General features: G+C 55.7%; 16 protein-coding genes. 4 read left to right on the top strand and 12 right to left on the bottom strand.

Features of this window, described 5'->3' with window-relative positions; all coding sequences use genetic code 11:
- Nucleotides 1-237: 237 nt before the first annotated feature.
- Entirely contained in the window at nt 238-534 is a 297-nt protein-coding gene (locus tag M5C71_RS19240) for a PilZ domain-containing protein (RefSeq protein ID WP_103495768.1), read from the top strand.
- Nucleotides 535-597: 63 nt separating this feature from the next.
- Here the strand turns inward: M5C71_RS19240 and M5C71_RS19235 are convergent, their stop codons facing one another.
- Nucleotides 598-1,284 carry a VacJ family lipoprotein gene (locus tag M5C71_RS19235; RefSeq protein ID WP_152737433.1) on the bottom strand — a complete coding sequence of 229 codons (687 nt, stop codon included), beginning with the start codon at nt 1,282-1,284 and terminating at the stop codon, nt 598-600.
- A 197-nt stretch (nt 1,285-1,481) separates the two neighbouring features.
- Between M5C71_RS19235 and M5C71_RS19230 the strand changes: the two genes are divergently transcribed.
- Nucleotides 1,482-2,093, top strand: a complete 612-nt coding sequence (locus M5C71_RS19230) for an HAD family phosphatase (RefSeq protein WP_248744938.1) — start codon at nt 1,482-1,484, stop codon at nt 2,091-2,093.
- A gap of 124 nt (nt 2,094-2,217) precedes the next feature.
- Nucleotides 2,218-2,481 (top strand): DUF4404 family protein, encoded by a 264-nt coding sequence (locus M5C71_RS19225; protein WP_152737431.1) that lies wholly within the window; start codon nt 2,218-2,220, stop codon nt 2,479-2,481.
- A 63-nt stretch (nt 2,482-2,544) separates the two neighbouring features.
- On the opposite strand, the gene M5C71_RS19220 is transcribed toward M5C71_RS19225, so the two are convergent.
- The 11 genes from M5C71_RS19220 to M5C71_RS19170 all read right to left on the bottom strand — a co-directional run bounded on the left by M5C71_RS19220 (nt 2,545) and on the right by M5C71_RS19170 (nt 23,188).
- Complete coding sequence (locus tag M5C71_RS19220) at nt 2,545-7,599, bottom strand: DUF6543 domain-containing protein (RefSeq protein WP_248768504.1); 5,055 nt, start codon at nt 7,597-7,599, stop codon at nt 2,545-2,547.
- Between the two features lie 270 nt (nt 7,600-7,869).
- Nucleotides 7,870-12,729 (bottom strand): NAD-glutamate dehydrogenase, encoded by a 4,860-nt coding sequence (locus tag M5C71_RS19215; protein WP_103495773.1) that lies wholly within the window; start codon nt 12,727-12,729, stop codon nt 7,870-7,872.
- A 467-nt stretch (nt 12,730-13,196) separates the two neighbouring features.
- Nucleotides 13,197-14,126 carry an NAD-dependent epimerase/dehydratase family protein gene (locus tag M5C71_RS19210; protein ID WP_248768503.1) on the bottom strand — a complete coding sequence of 310 codons (930 nt, stop codon included), beginning with the start codon at nt 14,124-14,126 and terminating at the stop codon, nt 13,197-13,199.
- A gap of 1 nt (nt 14,127) precedes the next feature.
- Nucleotides 14,128-15,363, bottom strand: a complete 1,236-nt coding sequence (locus tag M5C71_RS19205) for a glycosyltransferase family 4 protein (RefSeq protein WP_248768502.1) — start codon at nt 15,361-15,363, stop codon at nt 14,128-14,130.
- 9 nt (nt 15,364-15,372) lie between these two features.
- Entirely contained in the window at nt 15,373-16,338 is a 966-nt protein-coding gene (locus M5C71_RS19200) for a glycosyltransferase family 2 protein (RefSeq protein WP_248768501.1), read from the bottom strand.
- Nucleotides 16,339-16,380: 42 nt separating this feature from the next.
- A complete protein-coding gene (locus tag M5C71_RS19195) occupies nt 16,381-17,787 on the bottom strand; it encodes a polysaccharide pyruvyl transferase family protein (RefSeq protein WP_248768500.1) in 1,407 nt (468 codons plus the stop codon).
- Complete coding sequence (locus tag M5C71_RS19190) at nt 17,784-19,109, bottom strand: ABC transporter ATP-binding protein (RefSeq protein WP_248768499.1); 1,326 nt, start codon at nt 19,107-19,109, stop codon at nt 17,784-17,786. The genes M5C71_RS19195 and M5C71_RS19190 overlap by 4 nt, the downstream gene beginning before the upstream one ends.
- Nucleotides 19,099-19,899 (bottom strand): ABC transporter permease, encoded by an 801-nt coding sequence (locus M5C71_RS19185; RefSeq protein WP_248768498.1) that lies wholly within the window; start codon nt 19,897-19,899, stop codon nt 19,099-19,101. The genes M5C71_RS19190 and M5C71_RS19185 overlap by 11 nt, the downstream gene beginning before the upstream one ends.
- A gap of 44 nt (nt 19,900-19,943) precedes the next feature.
- On the bottom strand, nt 19,944-21,341 hold the full coding sequence (locus M5C71_RS19180; protein ID WP_248768497.1) for an ABC transporter ATP-binding protein: 1,398 nt from the start codon (nt 21,339-21,341) through the stop codon (nt 19,944-19,946).
- Nucleotides 21,331-22,149 (bottom strand): ABC transporter permease, encoded by an 819-nt coding sequence (locus M5C71_RS19175; protein ID WP_248768496.1) that lies wholly within the window; start codon nt 22,147-22,149, stop codon nt 21,331-21,333. The genes M5C71_RS19180 and M5C71_RS19175 overlap by 11 nt, the downstream gene beginning before the upstream one ends.
- Nucleotides 22,150-22,225: 76 nt before the next feature.
- Entirely contained in the window at nt 22,226-23,188 is a 963-nt protein-coding gene (locus M5C71_RS19170) for a glycosyltransferase family 2 protein (protein WP_283094028.1), read from the bottom strand.
- A 229-nt stretch (nt 23,189-23,417) separates the two neighbouring features.
- On the opposite strand from M5C71_RS19170, the gene M5C71_RS19165 reads away from it, so the two are divergent.
- On the top strand, nt 23,418-23,774 hold the full coding sequence (locus M5C71_RS19165) for a hypothetical protein (RefSeq protein WP_177102210.1): 357 nt from the start codon (nt 23,418-23,420) through the stop codon (nt 23,772-23,774).
- Nucleotides 23,775-23,826: the final 52 nt, after the last annotated feature.

Here is a 23,826-nt window from a genome sequence, read left to right as displayed (position 1 = left end):
AGGCAACGTGCCCGACTCGTACTACTGGATTCGCTTTCTAGCCTCTCTGTCCCGAATCGGGTCGGACGATCACGTCCGGTGCATCGGTATCAGAGGTGCCCTTCTAAGGCGCAGACGGTACTCCCATCCGCCGGGCGTTTCAAGCTCATGCCGATGGTCGCCTGACGTCTTTACACCTCAAATCACCGGGAGTTATAAGAACAGTGCAAACCACAACGGAATCGAAGGACAGAAGTGATGAGCCGAACCGATCAGGACTATAGTGAAAAGCGCGATTACATCCGTATGCGCGTCGACGCCGACGTGACGCTGATCCATGCCGGGCTGGAGATTTCCGCGACCTGCCTGGACCTGTCGAGCAGCGGCATGCAGATCGCCGCGCCACGGGCCTTCAAGGCCGGCGACACGTTGCTGGTGCGTATTGATTCCGACCATCCGGCGCTCAAGGGCCTGGAGGCCGAGACGGAGGTGGTCTGGGTCCAAGACGAAGGCGGCGGCCAGCGGCTGGGGTTGCATATCCTCAAGATGAACTGAGGCCCGCCAGGCACAAAAAAGGCGACCTCGTGAGGTCGCCTTTTTCATTTACCCGACAAGCCCTTAGAAATCGTCTACAACCTTGCCGTCCTTGACCTTGAACTCGCGGTTCTGCAGGTAGGCGTTGCGGATGAAGATGTACTTGTCGCCGGTGATCAGCTTCTCGCTGGACAACAGGCTGGTGCGGGTGTCGATCACTTCCGCGCCGAGCGCCATGTTGCGCGCCGGAATGTCGTTCATGTAGCGCCAGGGCTGGGTGTAGGTGTCGACGTACTTGGACGGCGCATCACGCAGGGTGCTCGGGCCGAAGAACGGGATCACCACGTACGGACCGCTGCCCACGCCCCAGTGTCCCAGGGTCTGGCCGAAATCTTCGTCGTTACGCTGCAGCCCCATTTTGGTGCCGACATCGAAGAAACCCGCGACACCGAAGATGGTGTTGAAGAAGATCCGCGAAGTATCGACGCCCGCCGCGTGCGGCTTGAGCTGCAGCACGTCGTTGGCCAGGTTCTGCACATCGCCGATGTTGCGGTACATGTTGTGGATGCCGTCGACCACGAACTGCGGCGTCACCGCCTGGTAGCCCTGGGCCAAAGGTTTCAGTGCGTAGGTGTCGAGCACATCGTTGAACTTGAAGATGGGGCGGTTGACGCTCTCCCATGGATCTTCGTCTGCCGCCTGTGCGGCAAATGGCACCAGCGCAACGCCGGCACACAGGGACAGTTGAGCTAGACGATTGATCCAGCGCATAAAAAGAACTCCTTGGATAACACGGGGCTGGGCAACCGCACCCTCGAAAAGCGGCCAGTATAAAGCGGATAACTTCGATTAGGCAGTCTGCTCGAGACAAGTCCTGCAAAGATTTACAGATGACACGGGGGCAGGCCGCCGTCATCCTACTGTCATGGCAGTGTCTTAACCTGCGGAGTCATTTCAGGGACGTTGCCATGCCATTACCCGCCGCCGTACCGCTGCCCGCGCCCACCGCCCTGCTCTTTGGCCTGAGCGGTTGCCTGGTGGATTTCGGCGCCCGCGCCCGACCTCATCTGGACCCGGGCGAGCACAACCACGCGACACCGGGCGCCCTGGAAGTACTCCAAGGCCTTCAACAACGCGGCGTACCCTGCGCCTGGCTGGATGAATTGCCCCACAGCCTCAGCGCGCCCCTTGCCGCAACCCTGCCGCACTGGGTCAAAGCCTCCCGCCCCCCGGCCAATTGCGTTCAATGGCCGGCGCCCAACGCCTGCTGGCATGCGCTGATGACCCTCGGCGTGGGTCAACTGGACGGCTGTGTGCTGGTCAGCGGTGAGCCGCGCCTGCTGCAATCGGGCCTGAATGCCGGGCTCTGGACCATCGGCCTGGCCTCCTGCGGGCCCTTGTGCGGCCTGTCGCCCGTGGAGTGGCAGGCATTGCCGCAAAAGGAACGGGAACGCAAACGCGGCAAGGCCACCGTCGAGCTGTTCGGCCTGGGCGTGCACTCGGTGATCGATCACCTGGGGGAACTGGCGACCTGCCTGGACGATATCGCCCTGCGCCGGCTCAAGGGCGAGAAGCCCTGACGCGGCGATCTTGATCAAGGTCATGCAGGCCGCGCGCGAGTGGATTACTCTGACATCAGGTACAGACCTTTATCGCCACATGGCGGTCTATGTGCCAGAGATTATCCAAAGAGGAAGTACCACAATGCCTGCCCGCGAACTGCAAGACCAACTCAATACCCTGCGCGTGCAACTGGAGCAGAACCCACCGCTCTCACCGGAAGAGCGTGAACACCTGCACGTGCTGATGCAGCAGATCGAAGCACAAATCAAACTGGAAACCCTGAGCCAGGACGCCAGCCTGGCGGACGGCGTCAACCTCGCCGTGGAGCGCTTCGAGATCAAACACCCCGCCATCGCCGGCACCTTGCGCAACATCGTGCAAACCCTGGGCAATATCGGTATCTGAACAGGGCCATGCACCGGCCCGTCCCCCTCCGACGCAGCAGCGGCTGTGTTCAAGGGACGGGCTTCACAGGTCTGAACTCTCGGGCACCTGCTGCGCACGGTCCAGCGCGCTCTGGGTGATCCGCACCTCTCCGGCCTTTCGCTCACGATCGATCTTTTCGAGCGCCTGCTCATACACCGTATCGCTCATTTCCCGGCCCATGGGAATGTCCCCTTCGGCGATCCCCAAGGCACTCGCCCCCTGCCGCACCGTCTCGGTCCAACGAGTGATGTCTCGCGTCGAGGCTTGTGGCTGGCGTGCCAGCTCTTCCAGCGCCTCACGCAGTTCTTCCAGGGTTTGCAACTGCTCCTGTGCAACGACCCCATGGCGTTCCGTCTCGGGCAGGGTCTTCAGGTAATCTTTCCACACCGGCTGCTCAAGCAGCAGCTCGACCTGCTTGCCGGGTATGTTCTCGGCCGCCAGGATGCGATCACCCGCTTCCTGGGTCATATCCCGGGTGACATTGCTGGAACCCCGATACAGCATGGCCAAAGGTTGCCAAGGGAGCGCCAGGCGTACCGCGAGATCGACACGGTAGGCCAGATAGATTTCGACCTCATCGACATGGGGCCAGCGTTCATCGGCGGCCTCGGCAGCCACACGCCCAGCCATCTCGATATCGGCCTCGCTCTGGTGCCGCTCGCGCGCCGCGGCCATGGCCTGGGCCCTGGCGTCGTCGATGCGGGCGGCCCTGGCAATCTCCTGGCTGGAGGTTTCGACTTTGGAGATATCGTTCAGTCGCGCCAACCGCGAGCGTCCCCGGGCCAACGCGAGGTACGCCGCTTCCCTGGCATCGCCCACCAGTTGATTCGCCTCGTAGAGCAATACCTCGCCGCCCAACCGGCTGAACACCTCGGTAAAGCCATCGGCACAGGTGTCCAGGTCGGTCGTCCAGTCGAACAGGATCTGACGCAAGGTGGTGCTGGCAGTCGCCGCCTCGATCATTCGCCAGACACGTCGGCTCAACTGGCCCCGGTATTCGACGCGATAGTCCGCCGAGGTGCGCAGTGCGGCGATGGACTCCAGGAAGGTTTCGCTTCCAGGCTCCTGGGCGACCAGTTCCCACAACGCCCTTTTGCGCTCCTGCTCCTCAATCGAATAACTGCTGTCCAGCCAGCTTTCCACGAAAGGCGTCAGCTTCGGCACCCCCTGCTCCGGGATGTCGGTGTCCCCCGGCAAGGCGAAACGTATCGAGGGTCGATCCATGAACTGGGCAATCGTATAGAGCGTCGTGTTATCAAACGGATTGCCGTAGAGCAATACCGTTCGCATCCTGCGACTGCTCAGGCTGAAAAAGCTCCAGGGGATGGAGGTCAGTTGGTTGCCCTGCAAATCCAGCACCGCCAGATCGAGCAGCTCCAGTACCCCGGTCGGCCAGGCGGACAATTCGGTACGCTGCAACTGCAGCCCCTGCAACTGGAGCATGCCCCTGGCACTGAACAGCCCCAGGGGGTTGCCATTCAGGTTCAGCCGCTTCAGGCGCGCCATACTGCGCAATTGCTGCCCCAGTAACGAGGTCCAGGCGATCCGGTTGTCGTTGAGCTGCAACCTGCGCAGCTCACCCATCGCGCCCATGCTCGAAGGCAACTGCGTCAACCTGCCCCCGGTGATCTGCAACTCACGCAACTTGGGAAAACGCTTGAGAAAGGCATCGAAGTCACGCCGATCCCGACGTCCGACCAGGGTCAGCTTCAATGAGACCACATGCTCGAAGCTGCCTTCTTCCAGTTCAGGCAACTTCAGCAGGCGCTCACTCGACAGGTCCAGCTCATACCCCAACGGTTGGCCACTGGCGTCGAGCAGCAATTGCGATTCCCGGCGCCAGCACTTTTTTATCCGGCTCGCGACCCGTGACTTGGAAGCCCGGCTGACCAGCCAACTGCCTGTGCCGCTACCGCCATGCTCATACTCACTGTCGATGCTCCAGTATTCGAGCGCCAGTTTCAGCTTGTGGTACTCGACCTGCTGCTTCTTGAGGACCTTCAGGAACGCCTTGTCATTCTGCCCTTCGAGCGACAGGAACTGTCGAACCGTCTCCAGATCCCTGCCGGGATAAAGCTTGTCCACCAGCAGCCACAAATGACTCGGCGACACCGCCTGCGCCCCCGGCTGTCCACCCAGCGTATAACCGAATCGCCCATCGCTCAAACGCATTGGCGACCTGAACCCGGGCTTGATCGCCTGTATGTTCAGCAACGCGCGAATGCGCGGACGGGACAGCATCAGGTGGTTCACCACCGCCTGCTTGAACAGCTCCGGGCGGGTTGTACGCGAGAATCCAAGTGCCCGGAGCTGGTTATTCGGCAGAGCCTGCAATAGCGTCACCTGGAGGTTGCCAGGCAGGTCCTGCCCTTCGATCTCATAGCCCCCCGACTTGCGCAGCAACTCCAGCGGTGCTTCGGAGGAGGTCGCCCCCAGGCTGTCGACCAGGCGGCGCCCGCCCGGTGCCAGTGCGGAAGGCTCATACAGCTCGATGCGCAGTTTTTTCGACCAGCCCGGCAGGTTTTCCAGTGAGTGCAGGAACAATCGATCAGCATCCAGACTGACCGATGATTCGATGAAAAACCCTTCATAGGCCCGTGCGATACGGACCTGTTGCGCATACCAACGACTTTCCTCCGCCAACCGCAGCGGCACCCTCCCCGCCTCCAGCGACGCGACCTCATAGCTGTTGGCCGCACTGGCCAACTCATCGGCAATCACCGTCGGCAAGCTGGGGAAATCTTGCTTGAACACGGCGACAAAGGCATTTCGCGAACGGGTACGAAACTCGTAATAGGCCTCGAACAGCGCACTGCGCTGGTTCTGCGCCTCGACGGCCAGTCGCCGGTTCAGCGCCGACAGTTGTTCCGTGCTGGTCAACCGCGCCTCACCCGGCCGACGCCCGAGCAATAGATTGACGTCGTCATGATCAAGCCCCTGCAACACCACGTTCAGCAGTTCGGCGTCATGGATCTGGGCTTCGCTGACGATCACCACCGGCAACCCCGCGTTAGCCACCGGGCCGTATTCCTTCAACACCCGCCCTTCGCCATTGACGAAGCGCAAGACCTTGGTCGGCGGCCACAAGGCCTCCAGCAACTGTTCCTGGATACGCCAATCGACAACGCCGCCGTTGGTGGTGCCGGTCTCGATAAACCGCTGGATATCGGCATCGACCCTGAAGCGCTCCACCGTATCGCTCAGCAGCGCCGGCCGGCTTATCTGGTCCAGGTAGACCGGACGCAACTGATCGACCTCCACGCCGCTGATGGTCATGATTCGAGTCGCCTGCTCCGGGGAGAAGTCCGCCAGATCAGGCCCCAGGCGTTTGAACAGCTTGAATGCGTCCCAGCGCAACGGCTCCTCCAACTCATGGGTCCAGGCACCTGAGCCGTTATGGCTGAACAGCGGTGAATAGGTCGCCCGGGTGGGATGCTCGGCGCGGAACTCATGGCTGACACGGCTGGGCTTGAGCTTGTAGTAGTCGCCGTCCAGATCCAGGAAAGTATTGCCATTGCGCACATGCAGCCCTGACTCGTCGGGCTTGAGCCCCTCGGGCAAGGCCGGTTGATGTCGATAGGGCGCCAGGTCGGCTTTCCATAACCGCTCTCCTCCATCCGGCAGCTTGACCCGCTTGAGGGAGTCAATAAAAGCCGCCGCCTCGTCGTCGCGCGCCAAGACCTGCATGAAGGCGCCGAGCTCCAGGTTCAGCACCACACCGAGAAACACCAGCACGGCCTGCTTCTTGTCGCCGTGCTCCCACTCCTCGATCCCCTCGTAGAGCTGGACGAGCATCTGGGCACCGGCTACCGCCAACATCGCCTCGCCAAGCCCCGGCACGAAAAACAGCAGGTTGACGCCCCAATCCAGAAAGGCATGCCAGCGAGCGCTACGGCTCTTCTTGTCCTCCGCATCCGTCGACACCGCCAGCATCCGGGCATCATCGAGCATCTTGTCGGTGTGGTGCACATAGAACTCGAAGAAGGGATCTCCGGTTACCCGGGCGAGTTGCAGTTGCAGGCGCGCCTGTTCATCGGGCATACGCCGGCGCGTCTCGGCACTCAAGGGATTCAGGCGTTCGTTCAGCTCGGTGAAAAAAACCGGTTGCGTGCGCAAATGGAGATAGCGCCGAAATGCCTGCTGATAGCGCTGATCACGCAACCTGCGCCTGAGGTCATCCTCGAAGGCCGCCAGGCTTGAATACTGCTTGAGCGCCTGCTCGGCATCACCGGACAGGTACACCACACAAGGGCAAGACTCGCGGGATGCCGAGACGTCGAAACGGATCAGCAGTACACCCTTGAGCAAGGCGCCTCGATAGCCGCTTTCGGGAATACGCACATCGAGCATCTTGATCTCATGAAACTGCACGGCATGCTGGCTCCAGAGTGGGCTGGCGTTCCCACTCACCCACTGCTTGAGCATGCGGTAGGCCGAGTCGTCGATATGCCCTTTCATCACGGCAATATCGGCCTGGAGCGCCAATTCGGAGATCTCCTGGGCCACGAACAATCGACGAAACTCATCATCGCGCTGCCCGGAAGCACTATTGCGCAACAGAAAAGACTCGATATGTTCCTTATATTTCCCGCCCAGATCCAGCTCACGGCATAACCGCGCAAACGCCCGTGGCGTAAACGCCTTGAGCAAGACACCCTGCCCCTTGCGAAGTATCTGCGAACCTCGATCGAAGCCAAAGTAAGTCGTTTCACTTTCTTCGAAGTTCTGCAAGGCCGCCTGTAACAACGTCTGTTGCGTCAGTCGTTGCTGATAAGATGTGGAGGGGGTTTGTGCCGATAGTATATGAACATGCCTGAGCTGATCCTCATACACATCCAGGCCAGTGCCGAATTCCTTGTCCAGGGCACCTTGCAAGAGCGGTGCGGCAAAGTCCTCCGGGCTCTGCAAGCCCTCCAGATAAGCGCTCAGGTCGGCCTTGCTCGCCTGATTGCGCTGCATGTTGCCCACGTAGGAACTGCGGGTTTCGAAGGGCGCGGCCTTCAGCCAATCCGGCAGTCGACTTTTCACCAGGGCATGATATTCCTCACCCTCAAGAGCCACTGCAACATCCGATGTTTCAAGCGTGGATACAGCCATCTCCAAAAACCTTAAATAACTTCAATCTTTTTATACTAATCTTCATCCGCACGATAAAAAGTTCAAATAACCAATCACTTCCTCTACCGTCCCATCTACATTACCCACCCATGACATAGATATTAACGCCCTCCAACAGCTCAACCCGTGAACGGCTTTCGGTTGATCACGAAGCCCTTTATAAAACCGCGAACATTCTTATATCGTTCTAACAAAAAAAGCCCCGACTCTCACGAGCCGGGGCTTTTGGTTACCACTTGCTTCAGGCTATCAAAGCACCGGTTGACCGCTCAATGCCAGGTCCATCAGCTCACGGTTGGCCACCGCGTACATGGCGTAGTCGGTGCCGCTGGCGGCACGGATCTCCACCAGCATCGAACGCCAGCGCTCGGCCATGCTCGCGTTGCGCTCAAGCCACAGGGCCACGCGGGCTTCCATGTCTTGCGGCGCGTCGGCCAGTTTCAGCACCGAGATGGTGATCGCACGTTGCTGCCAGTCCACATCGTCGCGGAAGGTTTCACGGGCCTGGGCCTGCCAGTTGTTGCTCACGCGCAGGTCACTGATCTGCTGGGAGTACCAGGTCAGGTCCAGCTCACTGCCCACCGCGAAGTAGGCCTTGGCCACTTCGGCGGCATCGTGGCCGGAAACGTCGGCGGCTTCGATGATCGGCAACAGGGTGTACAGGTGCGTGGTACCGGCCACCATGCGTGCCAGCAACTCCGGCACACCGGCCTGGACATAAGCCTGGTAACGGGCCTGCCAGACTTCCCGGGTCGGGCCTTCCAGCAGTTCGTCGAGTTTCAGGCCCAGGGCCGCCAGGTGCGGACCGAAGTGCGCGACATCACGGGCAGCATCCTGCTCGTTGCGACGGCTGCGCAGGAACCAGCGCGTGGCACGACGGCCCAGGCGCATCAGTTCATCCATCAGCTCCAGCTGGGTCTCGGCCGACACCTTGTAATCCAGGGCCTCGATCTGACGGAACCAGTGCGGGAGGTGGAAGATGTCACGCACGATCACATAAGCACCGGCCACGTTCGCCGGGCTCATGCCGGTGGACTCCTTCAGGCGCTGCACGAAGGTGATGCCCATGTGGTTGACCAGGTCGTTGGCGATCTGGGTGCTGACGATCTCGCGCTTGAGGCGGTGACGGCGCATGGCGTCGGCGAACTTGCTCACCAGCATCGGTGGGAACGCGGTTTCCATGTCGCGGGTCAGGTACTCGTCGTCCGGAACCTTGGACTCGAGCAACGCCGCCTTGAGGTCGATCTTGCTGTAGGAGATCAGCACCGACAGCTCGGCACGGGTCAGGCCCTGGCCTGCCGCGACGCGCTCGACCAGTTGCTCTTCCGACGGCAGGAACTCGATGGCACGGTCCAGCTTGCCACGGGCTTCCAGATCACTCATCAGGCGCTTGTACTCGGCGATCCGCTCGACTGCGCGACGGGCCGCCAGGGACAGGGCCTGGGTCTGCTTGTAGTTGTTGCCGAGGACCAGGCCGCCGACTTCGTCGGTCATGCTGCCCAGCAGCTGGTTACGCTGCTTCTCGGTCATATCGCCGGCCTGCACGACTTCGTTGAGCAGGATCTTGATATTCACTTCGTGGTCGGAGCAATCCACGCCACCGGCGTTGTCGATGAAGTCGGTGTTGGAACCGCCGCCATTGAGGCCGAACTCGACGCGACCGAGCTGGGTCATGCCCAGGTTACCGCCCTCACCCACGACCTTGCAGCGCAGTTCGTTGCCGTTCACGCGCAGTGCATCGTTGGCCTTGTCGCCGACATCGGCGTGGCTTTCAGTGCTGGCCTTGACGTAGGTGCCGATACCGCCGTTCCACAACAGGTCCACCGGTGCCTTGAGCAAGGCATTGAGCAGTTCGGTCGGGGTCAGCTTGTCGGCGTGGATGTCGAAGCGCTCTTTCATCTGCGGGGAAATCGCGATGCTCTTCGCGCTGCGCGAGAAGATCCCACCGCCTTCGGACATCAGGCTGGCGTCGTAGTCCGACCAGGCCGAACGCGGCAGGTCGAACAGGCGCTGGCGCTCGGCGAAGCTGCTGGCCGGCTCCGGGTTCGGGTCGATGAAGATATGCAGGTGGTTGAAGGCCGCGACCAACTTGAGCTTGTCGGACATCAACAGGCCGTTGCCGAACACGTCGCCGGCCATGTCGCCGACGCCCACCACGGTGATGCTGTCTTCCTGGACATTGATGCCGCGCTCACGGAAGTGGCGCTGTACGCCGACCCACGCGCCCTTGGCGGTGATGCCCATCTTCTTGTGGTCGTAACCGGCCGAGCCGCCGGAGGCGAAGGCGTCGCCGAGCCAGAAGCCGTAGTCGATGGCAATGCCGTTGGCGATGTCGGAGAAGGTCGCGGTGCCTTTGTCCGCCGCCACCACCAGGTAGGGGTCATCGTCGTCATGACGCACGACGTTGGCCGGTGGCACCAGGGCGCCGTCCTTCAGGTTGTCGGTGATGTCCAACAGGCCCGAGATGAAGATGCGGTAGCAGGCGATGCCCTCGGCCGCGATCTCGTCACGACCGCCGCCCAGTGGCAGGCGACGCGGCAGGAAGCCGCCCTTCGCACCCACCGGCACGATCACCGAGTTCTTCACTTGCTGGGCTTTTACCAGGCCCAGGACTTCGGTGCGGTAGTCTTCTTCGCGGTCCGACCAGCGCAGGCCGCCGCGGGCGACGTTGCCGAAACGCAGGTGCACACCCTCGACCCGTGGCGAGTAGACGAAGATTTCGAACTTCGGTACCGGCTTGGGCAACTCGGGAATCGCGTGCGGGTTGAACTTGAAGCTGAAGTACGACTTGTTCTGGCCGTTGGCGTCGGTCTGGTAGAAGTTGGTCCGCAGGGTCGCCTTGATCAGGTCAAGGTAGCGACGCAGGATGCGGTCTTCGTTCAGCACCTGGACGTCGTCCAGGGCGGTCAGGATCGCTTGTTCCAGGCGCAGTTGCTTGTCGTCGAGGTCTTCGACGCTGAGCTTGCGGGCCAGGTAGAAACGGGTCTTGAACAACCGGGTCAACTCGCGGGCGATGTCGGTGTGGTTGTTCAGGGTGCTGGCGATGTAACCCAGGTCGAAGCCCAGGCGGATCTGCTTCAGGTAACGGGCGTAGGCCCGCAGCAGCGCCACATCGCGCCATGGCAGGCCGGCGGTCAGCACCAGGCGGTTGAACGCGTCGTTCTCGGCATCGCCACGGACGATGTGGACGAAGGCGTCCTGCAGGGTGTCGTTGAGCTGCTGGATATCCAGGTCCAGGCCTTCGGCGGCGGTGAAGGCGAAGTCATGGATCCAGAACTCGCGACCGTTGTTGTGACGCAGGCGGTACGGGAACTCACCGAGCACGCGCAGGCCGAGGTTTTCCAGGATCGGCAGGACATCGGACAGGGCCAGCGGCGTATCGGCGTGATACAGCTTGCAGTGCAGCTCGCGCTGGCCGGACACCTGGCCCAGCGGCTGGTAGAAGCTCATCACCAGCGGATTGCTGTCGCTCAGGCTCAGCAGGTGCTGCATGTCGACCACGGCCGAGTGCGCGGCGAAGCGCTCGCGGTAGCCGGCCGGGAAGCCTTTCGGGAAGTCCGCCAGCACATTGGTGCCCTGGGCCTCGCCGAAACCTTCGACCACCAGGCTCTTGTAGTCGTCCTGCCAGCTGCGGCAGGCCTGGATCACTTCGTTTTCCAGTTGCAGCGGGTCGATATCGAGACGGTTCTTCGGATCGACCCGCAGGATCAGTTGTACACGGGCCAGCACGGACTCGGAGAAGAAGGTCCAGAACTCGCAGTCGGTGGCTTTCAGGCGATCCATCAGCACTTGCTGGATCTTCTGCCGCACTTCGGTGGAGTAGACGTCACGCGGCACGTAGGCCAGGCAGTAGCAGAAACGACCGTACGGGTCTTTGCGCAGGAACACGCGGATCTTGTTGCGTTCCTGGATCTGCACGATCGACATCACGGTGTTGAACAGCTCGTCCACCGGGGTCTGGAACAGATCGTCGCGGGGCAGCACTTCGAGGACCTGGGCCAGTTCCTTGCCCAAGTGGGCCTTGGCCTGGAAGCCCGAACGGCGCTCGACTTCGGCGACCTTGCGGCTGATGTAAGGAATGACCCGCACGCTTTCGCCGTACACCGAAGAGGTGTAGAGGCCCATGAAGCGGCATTCCTTGATGACCTTGCCGTCGGCGTCGATCTCACGGATCGAGACATAGTCCGGGTAGGCGTTGCGGTGCACACGGCTCGGGTGCGCGGCCTTGGCGAACGACAGCGGCGTCGGTTCGCGCAGGTAGTTGACGGCGTAGTCTTCGATGCGGGTGTCGTCGGGGGTCAGGCCGGCGCGGAGCAATTTGGTCAGACCGAGGAAGGACTGGGCGTCATATTCGATATGACCGCCGTCCTGCTCGTCACGGACCACGAACTCTTCGTAGCCGAGGAAGGTGAAGTGGTTGTCCACCAGCCACTGCAGGAAGGTCTTGATCTCGGTTTTTTCTTCCGGGTCGATGGCGAACTGGCTGGCGTCGATACCGGCCAGCAGCTCCTGGACCTTGGTCTTCATCGGCTCGAAGTCGGCGACGGCGATACGCACTTCCGTCAGGACCTGTTCCAGCTCCTTGGACAGCACGCTCAGCTCGGCGGCGTTGGCGCAGCGATCGATTTCCAGGTACATCAGGGATTCTTTGTCGATCCCCTCGCCCTGGGTGCCCTTGGGCAGGACTTCAAGCAACTCGCCCTTGCTGCCGCGACGCACGCTCAGCACGGTGGTTTGCAGGGTGTGGATGCTGTAACCGCGGCGGTTCAGTTCGGTGCGGACCGAGTCGACCAGGAACGGCAGGTCGGGGTGCAGGACCTCGACGGCGGTGTGGGTCGACTGCCAGCCATGGCGTTCATAATCCGGGTTGTAGGCGCGAACCTGTGCCTGGGTGTGGTCAAAACGCTCCAGCAGACGCCAGGCCGAAAGGGTGCAGCCGGCGAGATCGGAGAGCCGGCGCTGGGTCAGCTCGTCCAGGGAAATGATGCCGAAGAACTGCTCAGCGAACAGCGCCACTTGTGGCAGTGCCTGTTCGTTGATGTGCTGCGCCAGTGCCGCCTGCAGTTGGTGCTGGAAGTCGGCTTTGCTGGCTGCGGTGAAGAACGCCATCTGTGGTACTCCGCTTGGGCTTGTTATATAGAGAGAAGCGTCGCGTTTTCTTCCCCGGAAAAGGGGACCTGCATCACTCTGCAGGGTAAAGCTGGGCAGTACAGAGTGACAGGTTGATGAAGCTGGCCGCGACCCAGGGGTCACATTCACGTTCAAGATAGTCGCACACGATGGCAACGGCCGGGTGCACAGGCTGTATTTTCGTGGACGACGCTCCGTTGCGCAGCTTAACGAGTGCGCGAACGCCGCTGCTTGCGACGCTGCGACATATTCGGACATTGGCAGGTAGTACGGGGAAAATCAGGCGTTCGATACGCTCGACGCGTGCGCCCCCCAGGCAGGATGCCCCGTGCTCTAGGGGGACTTCATCGCCCAGTGTGAGGGCCACCCGCCGAGATCGTGCTCGACGTCGATGCCACCGATGGGGCGGTGCATGGTGAGCAGGAGGGGTCAAAGCCAAAAAACACTTATAGTCCGGAGGACTTGACCCACTCAAACGTATCTTGAATGCCTTGAGAAAACTCAACTTTAGGTGTCCACTTCAACACTTCAGCAGCTTGCGCTATATCTAAAACACTGACCGGCACATCCATATTACGTCGTGGCATATAATTAATTTCTATTTTTTTTCCCAGCACATTTTCCAGCGTGAGTATGATTTCATTAATACTCAAACCTCGGCCCGAACCAATATTGAATATTTTTTTATCAGTCCCATTTAGAATAGCTAATTCAATGGCACTCACAACGTCATCAATAAAAATATAATCACGAACGACAGAACCATCCCCCCATACATCTATAGGCTCACCGTGAATGGCACGCCGTAAAAACGCAGCGATCACACCTTGATTTTTCTTATTCGTTTGATACGGTCCGTAGGGATTGGCCACCCGCAAAATAGTATAATCAAGGCCGTAAAGATGACGATAAAGAAAAAGGTATTTTTCAATGATCAGTTTACTGACACCATAAGCCGTAATAGGATCATTATCGGCCGTTTCCGGGGTAGGCACCACGGAGGGGACGCCGTAGACAGTGCCCCCCGAAGAAATGAACACTATTTTCTTGACCCCCGAACTAACACACACATCCAGCAAGTTCAACGTAGAAACAACATTGGCCTCTAGATCCATCACTCTGTTGAGGTTCGCACTGGCGGGCGTTGTTGCATTAACCAAATGGATGACTGTATCGCAACCCGCAATAGCATGGGCAACTTGATTGATATCAGAGAAATCGCCCTCAATCCATCGACACCGGCTAAACGCCGAGGGGTACAACGGATTTCGACCGAACGCTTTAAGGTTTGGAATTTTAGCGCCCATTACCTCACACAGCCTTGAACCGATAAACCCGCTCGCGCCAAGAACAATGCACAGCTGGCCATTAGGCATTTTAGCTCTCCAGTGTCTCGGAACTTGATATCGAGGCCAGCGCTCGGCTCAGTTTAAATGCTTCTCGCTCCCAACTTGAAAAATTGGCAACCCGAACACCTTCTGCCTTAATACGAGCATGAAGCGCTGAATTGGTCAGCAGCTCACAAATACCATTGGCAAGATCTTCAACCGTTGCCTTGGCCAAAATAGAGTTTTCATTAGTGAGAAGCCATTCCGTGCACGGCGATCTGTTACTGACCACTGGAACGCCGCAGGCCATCAACTCGAGCGGGAGAAGTGAAAGATTGGTAAATGACAAAACCAGCGCAACGTCACATTGATTATAAAGATCCGGCAGCTCTGCAACATCCAGCGTCCCCGCATTTAAATGCTCGAACGGAATCTCATAATTCGACACGTCCCAGCCTGCAAAAACAACCTTCACGTAAGGAAGCCGCTTCACCACCTCATTCAAGGCAAGCAACCCCAACTCAAACGCACGACGTTGGGTAGGCGGTCGAGCATAGAAAAATACTCGTTTTATTTCTGGCTCGCGTCGAGGCATTAACCGATAAAGATCACGATCATAAGAAAAGCTAATGGGGAACGTGTGCGCCTGGTATTCATTTGTTAATTTTTCCGCCAACCAGCCCCCGGCGGTGATTGCGCTAAAACCAAAGGAATAAGTCGCCTCCGCCATTGCGGACTCAGAACCCACAGCATAAAAGTACGGTTCAAAATCCTGCACAAAATAGCATTTATATTTAGTCGATTGAAAATTCTTGACATAGTAAGCCGTTTGCCAAGATGTCGCCACACTATAAAAAGCGGCCGGCACCCCCTCAGTCCCGTCATAAACAGGAGCTGCCAAAGGAAAAAACCACTCAGCAATCTGAGACTTCGCTTCAACCAAATCATACCTGGAGTGACCACCCACGATGATAATGCGACATTCATACCCGAGGCGCTCCAGCAAAAAAACAAATCTGAATATATTAAGGTGCCCGCCCGACCCGCGACCATAAGGAGGAATAAACCAATTGATAGTTTTATTGCCCACCTCACCATTGAACGTTGAACCGAATGGCCGTTCCAAAACAAAATCGTAAAACCCCAACACATCAGTTTTTTTAAACAGCGTGACGGAAGAGTCTTGAATAATTGCATTGACTTTACGCAGCAGCGCAAAAAAACCATGCACTTTGCAATATGAAAATGCCTGCTTTGCTTTATGCACAACCCTGTAAATATTCATTCAACCCCCTTACTGCGCAAGCAGTTTTTTGTCCCTAGAGATCTGTTTCCTTAAAGGCGTTGGTATTTTTTCTCCGCGACTACCTAAATAGTGCCCTAACAGGCGCATCACATTGTCCATCACTGCGTGCACGACTTGAAGTGGAGCCCGTCTTAACATCCCAATACTTCTAGCGTACCTAACATCCCTTCGGCTCAGCGCCACAACAGACTTAAACATCGATATGAGATCAGGACATAAGATATAGCCAAAAATTCGCTTGAATGCGTAACTCTCATCGAAGCTTCTTTGCAGGCGTTCAAAAAGACTGTAGTCATGCGAGTGGTACACAGCCCCGGCGTCAGAATAAGCCTTATAGTACCCAGCCTCTATTATAGATTTTGCCCAAGACTGGTCCTCCGCAAAATCGACATCCGGATAGGGGATTGTTTCCCATACTGAGCGACGTAACAACGCATTGTTATCGGAGAAAAAGTGTAAAAACTGCCGATAGCCCACATCCTCAGCATAGCGGTTGGCATCGTCCAGATGCACAATGGGCGCTTCCTTGAAACCTGCAAAGTGCAGCTCCAACTCTCGACGAGTAAAAACAGAAGCCTGCGGATAAGCGATATGTTTACCAAAGACGCCCGCGATTCTGGTATCGGACTCAGCAATCTCCACCAAATGCTGTAGCCAGTGCGGGTCTACAGGCTGCGCGTCATGGGTGATGACAGCGGCATACTCGCCAACCGAGTTGGCAATGGCAGTATTTCTAGAGCGACCATGACCAAATTCATGAGCCGGGATTTCAATTAACTTCACATTGGCCTTGCTCCTGACGAATTCCACTGTTCCATCCCTGGACCCGGAATCGATGACCACCACTTCGAATGGCCAATCAGTCAACTGACTCAGTACAGAGTCAAGGACAGGTCTAAAAATCTCGCCTGGATTCTTGGTGGGTATTATCACTGAAGCCTTAATATTACTCATAACATGCCTTTCCAACCCTATAATGATCATTGTTATCAAGCACTATTTTTTTTCAGCCTGCTCAGACAGCAACAGCTTTTCTTCCATAGCCTTTATCAACAGATCTCTATAGTTAATCTGCTCAACCGCATTTTTCTTTTCAGCGGACAGCAACGTTTCTAAATCTCTAATCAGCAGATCCCTGTAATTAATCTGCTCAGCCGCGTTCATTTTCTCGGCTCGGAGCTGAGCCTCCTGACTGGCCAGCTGATCACGAACAATCGACTCACGAGCGCAAGATTGACCATGAGCGGCCTTGTAAAGGCGGTCAACCGCTATAGAAAACGAAGACAGCTCTTTACCATCACTTTGCAAAAGCTCTTCCAAAAACAGCATGATTTTTTTATATTTTAGCTCAATCAATGCCGCTTTATCTGAAGTGTCCCTCAGCAGGCAGTCCAGCACAGTATGAATCTGATGTTTAAGCGCCGAAAAATCTTCAAACAGCACACCATGGCCTGCCTCTGAAAAATACTCACTTATTTTATGAGAGTACTTGCCAACGTAGGAAACATTATTGATTCCGTACGCATTGGAAATAATATTGCCATGCAAACTGGAACCGATAAAACCAGAACTGCATGCCAGCACCGATATCTTCTGCTCGATTGTTATACCTGGATGGGTGACCCTGCTTATAAATGGGTAACCTGTGACTGTCGCGAGCTCTCGAAGGTATTCAGTATCACCAAGACACCCGCCAATTTCTATCAGGACAAAAGGCTTATCAAGCGCCTTTTCAATCTCTTTTAATACGTTAGCCACGTCTTCAACCGAGGCACACACATCAGCATGCCCCTGAAAACAAAGATACCCGCCATCATATCCAGCCAGCACATCAGACATCATGGATTCGCAGGCTGCCTTATCTAGCACATACGGCAAGGAATGCACAAAATCGGGCACGATAGCGTAACTAACACCCGTATGCTCCTCCAAGAGTTTGGCACTCCTGACATCTCTGACGCCCGCAGATACCACTCTTGAAAAACTATTCGTCAAGAATACCGAAAACACATCATCGACATCGTAGGGTAGCCCTACCGCCAGTAAGGCAAGTCGACGGCTGTTCGTTTGGGTGGGAGACAAAATTTGCGTAAAGGTCAATTCAGGTGAATTTTCGCCATACACCTGATACAGAGAATAATCGTCATTACGAATTAAATCTCCCCCTCCCATTAAAATAAAATCGAATGGCGCTACGGCATCGTCATGATCCAACTGAGAGATAGCTGCATAAGGCACCTGATCCGGATACAAATATGCCTCAGGACGAGTTGGGCTATAGAAACAAATTTCCACCGTCGACCTCGAGCCACAAACAAGATGAATCAATTTCTCCGTAACCCAAGGAAACAACAGGTCACCCAGATTATCCAAATCAAATGTACCGATCTGTGCAATTTTCATTTAGCTAGATACTCAACACTGACTTTAGAGTTCAAGTCAACCAACCCAATCACCGTTTTATCCGCCAATATCGTCAGCTTGGCAGCTTCGTACCTGCGATCAAGCGGTGTGCTGACGCCATCAATAAAATCTGACAATCCTAACGATAAAGAATACTCGCCTGGGGCCAAGCTCAGTATCTGCCTGAACGATATACTCATCACAGTCCCTTTGGACTGACTCCCGAGGGGGCAATTGAGATAGTGAGTATTGCCGCTGTACAACTCGATGCCCCGTCGATCCTTTATGTAAAACCCAGAGACAGGACTCAATACATCTTTTAGAAATTCGATTTTTAACCTGATTTCAATACACTCATCATTTTGTACAACCCCGTCAACTTTATTTCCGTCGGTTTTATACAACCCAAAATCAACAATCACAGCACCCTTCGTACCATACCTATACTCTGAACCCTCCTCTAACGACGTCTTTTCCAGCTCTGTTTCCAAGGCCACGCTGGCCTCGTCTTGCTGATCCATCACCTTCTCTACAGCAGCCGTCTCACTTTCACCATGGGAATTTATTTTAATATATTCATTCACCACAGCCTTGGGTTCTCCGATTTTAATCAGCTCTCCCTTATGCAACAAAATAGCCTTATCACACAACAGCTTTACGGAAGTCACGTCATGTGAAACAAACAACAGAGTGATGCCCGATGCCTTGAGCTGCTTGAGTCTTTCAAAACATTTTTGCTGAAAAAAAACATCACCGACCGCCAGGGCTTCATCAATGATAAGAATCTCAGGTTCGCTATGAATCGCTACAGAAAAAGCAAGACGAATAAACATACCACTTGAGTAGGTTCTCACTTGCCGATCAATATAAGCCTCAATTTCAGAAAAGCCGATGATATCCGCAAGCTTGTTATCGATCTCTTTTTTACTTAGCCCCAAAATTGAACCATTCAAATAAATGTTTTCCCTTCCGGTAAAATCGGGGTTAAAACCCGCTCCCAATTCCAACAGCGCCGCAACCCTTCCATTTTTAGTAATACTTCCAGAGGTCGGTGTCAGGATGCCGCAAATCATCTGAAGCAATGTTGATTTGCCAGACCCATTCCGGCCAATGATCCCCACCGAATCTCCTCTATTCACTTTAAAGCTGAGAGGGTTCAGTGCCCAGAAATCACAGTAAAATACCTTTTTCTTTCCGTTAAGCCTGGTATAGACAAACTGCTTTAGCCGATCTTCAGGCTTGGCATAGACATGATAATTTTTCGAAACATTATCCACTATGATAGAGGGCGCGACAGTACCCACTTGCAGTTTAGAGGACATCGGCAAAACCTCTTCGTGCTTTTTGAAACAAGAAATAACCTAGCGCAAAAACAATCAAACTCAGCGCCAGTGACATCGAATATTGCACCCCATCGATAGAGCGCCCCTCAATCAGCACCAACCTCGACTGTTCGATGATGTTAGTCAACGGGTTCAAGCGCAGCCATGTTTGATATTTTTCGGGTAGCGCATTGACGGGATAAAAAATCGGACTCAAGAACATCAGTACGCTGGTCAACACCGTCATGACCTGACCGATATCCCTCAAATACACACCGGCGGCGGACAAAACCCACAGAATACCGGCAGTCGAAAACATCAACGGCATCAACACGACTGGAAATAGCAGCGCCGTTATCGGCACCCCCCCCTTCACGACCCACTGCACAACCAACAACACAACACAGCTCATTGCCAGCTGAAACAGCGACACACCTATAGCAATAAACGGCAAGATTTCCAAAGGAAATACTATTTTTTTCACATAACTTGTATTCGACGTAATAATTTGCGGCCCTTTGAGTAGGCACTCTGCAAAAAAAGTGTACACCATCAAACCGGCAAATAGCATAATGGCGAAATCCGATTTGCTTTCGGGCACCCCATTACTCCAACGGGACTTAAAAACCTCGGAAAAAATAAATGTATAAACGCCCAACATAAAAACAGGTGTGAAAAATGCCCACCCCAGGCCAACCAATGAATCTTTATACTTAATCTGAATCTCCCGCCGAACCATTCCATAGATCAGCTGCCTATGCGTTGAAAACGTCTTAACAATTGCAAGCATAACGCCATACTCCTATCCAATAAAAACAGCGTCAGGAATAGCTTTCACCGCACAGGGGACATCGACGTTGAAAGCGTTTTCTGTTTCATCTTGCGTACATTAATGAGGCTGATAGTGATAAACGGACTACTGATAATTCCAGTCGACACAGGATCGCGATGCGACCTGATCAACAGGGCTTCGTGGCACCAGTGCAGTGGTTTGTGGTCATGTTGCTCGCCGTCGGCGATCGCGACCTGGATCACATAGTCGCCCTTGGCCAGCCAAGGCATGAAGAACTCGAACTGCGCCGATAACAGCGAGCCCGCCGGGGCAGTACGATCCTTGCCGATCCAACTGATATAGGTGTTGTCTCCGAACAACGCCTGTCCCAAGCGATCCTTGAAAAAAAACTCGATAATGGGGCCGTCCAGCAGAACAAAGGTCTGCGCCTCGACGCAGAGCGTCACACGCTCACCACCCAGCACCCATGTCAATTCAGCACCCGAAGCGTCGTTGAGCCTGACGTCGACAATGCGCGCGTGGTCCCCACCAAATGCATCTACGTCAGGCGCCTGTGGGTCGAATCGGAAAACTTCCAAGTCATTTGAATTGATCGTGTCGGCACGCTGGTCACGCCACTCCAAGCCATCATGGCCGTGGCGCTTGATCATGCTGGTATGCCCGTCGGCATGAACAATCACCGCGTCCGTGAGTTCGTCATCCATCGAACGACATAAATCGTCCAGGTACGCCTCGCAGACCCACTGGGATGGGCCCGCCTGCTTTTCTTCTCCGTGGTCCAGCCAGATCACCCGATCACACAAATGGATAATGGCCGCTGTATCGTGGCTGACAACAACCAGTGAATGTTCTTCCTTGAATGTATGGAGAAAACGCATGCACTTCTGGAAAAAACAGGCATCCACCATGGAAAGGGCTTCGTCAATCACCAGAATATCGGCGTCTACGTGAGCAATAACCGCAAAAGCCAAGCGGATGTACATCCCGCTTGAGTAGGTCATGAGCGGTTGCTCCATGAACCCGCCGACATCCGCAAAAGCGGCAATTGCGGAAAAACGCAGATTGATTTCCTCATGGCTCAGCCCATACAGCGAAGCCGCCATATAGACATTTTCACGCCCGGTGAACTCCGCATTGAAGCCGGCCCCCAACTCCAACAGTGCCGCAACACGTCCCTGAACACGGAGATTTCCGGAGGTAGGGCTCAAGGTTCCATAGATCAATTGCAGCAGGGTTGACTTGCCAGAGCCCTTGTGACCGATGATGCCAATGGCTTCGCCCTTTTTCAGCTCGAACGAAACATTCTTCAACGCCAAAAGCTCCCGATAACGACACTTTCGCCCCGGCGACAGCACTTGAAAGAGCCGATCACTGGCTTTGTGGTAAATCAGATAGCACTTGCTGAGCCCTTCAGCGCAGATGGCAATATCAGAGGACATCGGCAAACCCTCCACGGGTTCTCTGGAAAAAAGCCAGCCCGAGGCAGGCAACCACGCCACTGACCAGCAACGACAGGCACCAGGATCCGAGACCAGGAAGCCTGCCCACAATCAAAACCAATCGGGCATTTTCAATGACCTGAGCCAATGGATTCAGATACATGAGCGCCTGGAAGCGTTCGGGCAATGCAGTGACGGGATAAAAGATCGGTGACAGAAACAACATCGCGGTGACTAACACACCCACTCGGCGACCGATATCGCGCAGGTAAGTCCCCAATGACGCCACGACCCAGGACACCCCCAGGGTAAATAGCAGCAAAGGCAATACCACCAGGGGTAGCAGCAGTACCGTCAGAGGCGGACGTTGGAAAAACAGGATATAGAACAGCAGCCAAACACCTAGATTGAGCAGAAACTGAAACAGCGCCCCCGCCAGCAACACAACCGACAGCACTTCAAGAGGAAACACAGTTTTCTTGACATAGCGGCCATGGGCTAGCACCACGCCCGGCGACCGACGAATGCACTCAGAGAACACATTGAAAACCATCATGCCGATAAAAAGAACCAGGGAAAACTCCAACAATGAACTATTGCCCATTTCCCAACGAAACTTGAATATCCCACCAAAGACAAAAGAGTAGATAGTCAACATGAACAGGGGATAAACCAGCGACCTGAGTACACCCAGCAACGAACCTCGATAGCGTCCGATAATGTCACGCCGCGCCAACATCAACACGAGGCCTCGGTGACGCCACACGCCCCTCGACATCTCCTTCGACCTGCTGGTGAATTCATCCATGCGGTCAATGCCTCTGAAAATCAAAAAACGACGACCTCTCGGCCAAGCGAAACAAACAACCCATCACAAAAGACGTTCAGATTTTTCTGATCAAGGCAGCAAACAGCAGTCCCAGATTGCCGCCGAGTGTCTGTCGATAGACGCCGGAACGGCGAATACCGGCGAGCCGAGGGAACAGTGGCTGATCGCGAGCCGCTTTAAAGTTTGAAAGGATTTCAACACTCTGCTTATCCAGGCGATGGCTCATCACTTCCAGCGCTCGGATATTTTTCCTGCTCCACTCATGAAAGCGCCCATGGAGCACCATCCACAGTCGATAAAGACGCGCCCACCAACTGGCATTACTGCCCACCAGATTGCTCTTGTGCTGACGATAGAGGGTCTTGGCATGGGGATCGTAAAAGACCACGCCGCCCTTGGCACCGGACACCAGTTGATAAGCCCACCAGTCATGGGAAACAATGGCGATATACGGGCCCGCTTCGCGTAGAAGCTCCCGGGCGGCATGATTGAATACCATGGTATTACCACCGCCGATGCACTGTACCAGGGCATTGGCAAACTTCGGCGGCTGGGAAAACTTCGGCGACTGGCCGGCGGCGATGCCCAACTCACTGATCAATTGGGTGCGACCACAATAAAGTGCCGGGACCTGCTCAGGCACACTTTGCAGCCACATCAGCGCCGTTTCGAGTTTGTCCTCGTTCCAGATATCGTCCTGATCGGACCAGGCGTAAAAATCCGCCTGAACTTCAGCACGACAGGTCAATGAGAGAAAGTTGGCCGCAAAGCCCTTCTTCGGCCCGGAAAATATTTTCAGGCGATCTCGCGGCCAATCACTGGCACAACGGCGGACGACTTCCAGAGTGTTATCCGTGGAGCCGTCGTCGGATATTGCCAGGCTCCAGTTGAAATGGCTTTGACGCTCAAAGGAGTTGATCTGTTCGGCCAGAAACCGCTGGCCATTATAGGTACACATCAAGATTGAGACTTTCAAGGCCCAGTCCTCCGTCAAAAGATTCTTACGAAAAATCTTCAACCGGACGACAAATGCTGGAACTCGGCTTGACAGTGATTATCAAGACTTCCGGCGGCAACGTCTACTGTCAGAAATGACAGGTCTGTACGAGTGCCCCTTGATGATAGAAATAATCAAACCATACCCGGATGCGTCTTATAACCATTAAGCTTTCCAGTCACTCAACCCTGAAAAATATCCCGAATACAGGCAAAATAGCGCTCCCCCCGCCCAGACAGGACATTCCCCCATGCAGCTCAGCACAGCCCACCTTATCGCCAACCCCTGCGACGATGAAGAAGACAACATGGCCATGCTCTGCTGCCATAGCGACAAGGGCGAAATGTTCCTGATGACCCGCTATCCCGACGAGGATGAGCTGGAGATCACCCTCGATGGCGAACCCTCCACCCTGGACGGCATCAAGGTGACCCTCAGCGCCACGCGCCTGCTGATCGAAATCGCCGCCGCCGATGCCGATGCGCTCAACGGCGACGATCACCTCGAGATCCAGCACCAGACCGCCGCGGCCGACCTGGCCGAAGTCGAGCAGACCCTGAAAAATATTCTCGCCGGTACCGGCACCTATATCAGCGAACTGGGCTGACAGCCGATTGGCTTGAAACATCCGCGATCAGAATCGACACAAAAAAGCACGA

It is taken from the genome of Pseudomonas sp. MWU12-2345, from assembly GCF_023242385.1.
GTDB lineage: Bacteria > Pseudomonadota > Gammaproteobacteria > Pseudomonadales > Pseudomonadaceae > Aquipseudomonas > Aquipseudomonas gingeri_D.
Note: the sequence above shows the minus strand (reverse complement) of the source record. Positions and strands in the feature narration are given on the sequence as shown.

Coding starts and splice junctions, on each gene's coding strand:
- M5C71_RS19200 (WP_248768501.1), bottom strand. CDS start 16,338: ATGAGTAATATTAAGGCTTCAGTGATAATACCCACCAAGAATCCAGGC.
- M5C71_RS19205 (WP_248768502.1), bottom strand. CDS start 15,363: ATGAATATTTACAGGGTTGTGCATAAAGCAAAGCAGGCATTTTCATAT.
- M5C71_RS19185 (WP_248768498.1), bottom strand. CDS start 19,899: ATGCTTGCAATTGTTAAGACGTTTTCAACGCATAGGCAGCTGATCTAT.
- M5C71_RS19220 (WP_248768504.1), bottom strand. CDS start 7,599: ATGGCTGTATCCACGCTTGAAACATCGGATGTTGCAGTGGCTCTTGAG.
- M5C71_RS19165 (WP_177102210.1), top strand. CDS start 23,418: ATGCAGCTCAGCACAGCCCACCTTATCGCCAACCCCTGCGACGATGAA.
- M5C71_RS19240 (WP_103495768.1), top strand. CDS start 238: ATGAGCCGAACCGATCAGGACTATAGTGAAAAGCGCGATTACATCCGT.
- M5C71_RS19225 (WP_152737431.1), top strand. CDS start 2,218: ATGCCTGCCCGCGAACTGCAAGACCAACTCAATACCCTGCGCGTGCAA.
- M5C71_RS19190 (WP_248768499.1), bottom strand. CDS start 19,109: ATGTCCTCTAAACTGCAAGTGGGTACTGTCGCGCCCTCTATCATAGTG.
- M5C71_RS19230 (WP_248744938.1), top strand. CDS start 1,482: ATGCCATTACCCGCCGCCGTACCGCTGCCCGCGCCCACCGCCCTGCTC.
- M5C71_RS19235 (WP_152737433.1), bottom strand. CDS start 1,284: ATGCGCTGGATCAATCGTCTAGCTCAACTGTCCCTGTGTGCCGGCGTT.
- M5C71_RS19215 (WP_103495773.1), bottom strand. CDS start 12,729: ATGGCGTTCTTCACCGCAGCCAGCAAAGCCGACTTCCAGCACCAACTG.
- M5C71_RS19175 (WP_248768496.1), bottom strand. CDS start 22,149: ATGGATGAATTCACCAGCAGGTCGAAGGAGATGTCGAGGGGCGTGTGG.
- M5C71_RS19180 (WP_248768497.1), bottom strand. CDS start 21,341: ATGTCCTCTGATATTGCCATCTGCGCTGAAGGGCTCAGCAAGTGCTAT.
- M5C71_RS19195 (WP_248768500.1), bottom strand. CDS start 17,787: ATGAAAATTGCACAGATCGGTACATTTGATTTGGATAATCTGGGTGAC.
- M5C71_RS19210 (WP_248768503.1), bottom strand. CDS start 14,126: ATGCCTAATGGCCAGCTGTGCATTGTTCTTGGCGCGAGCGGGTTTATC.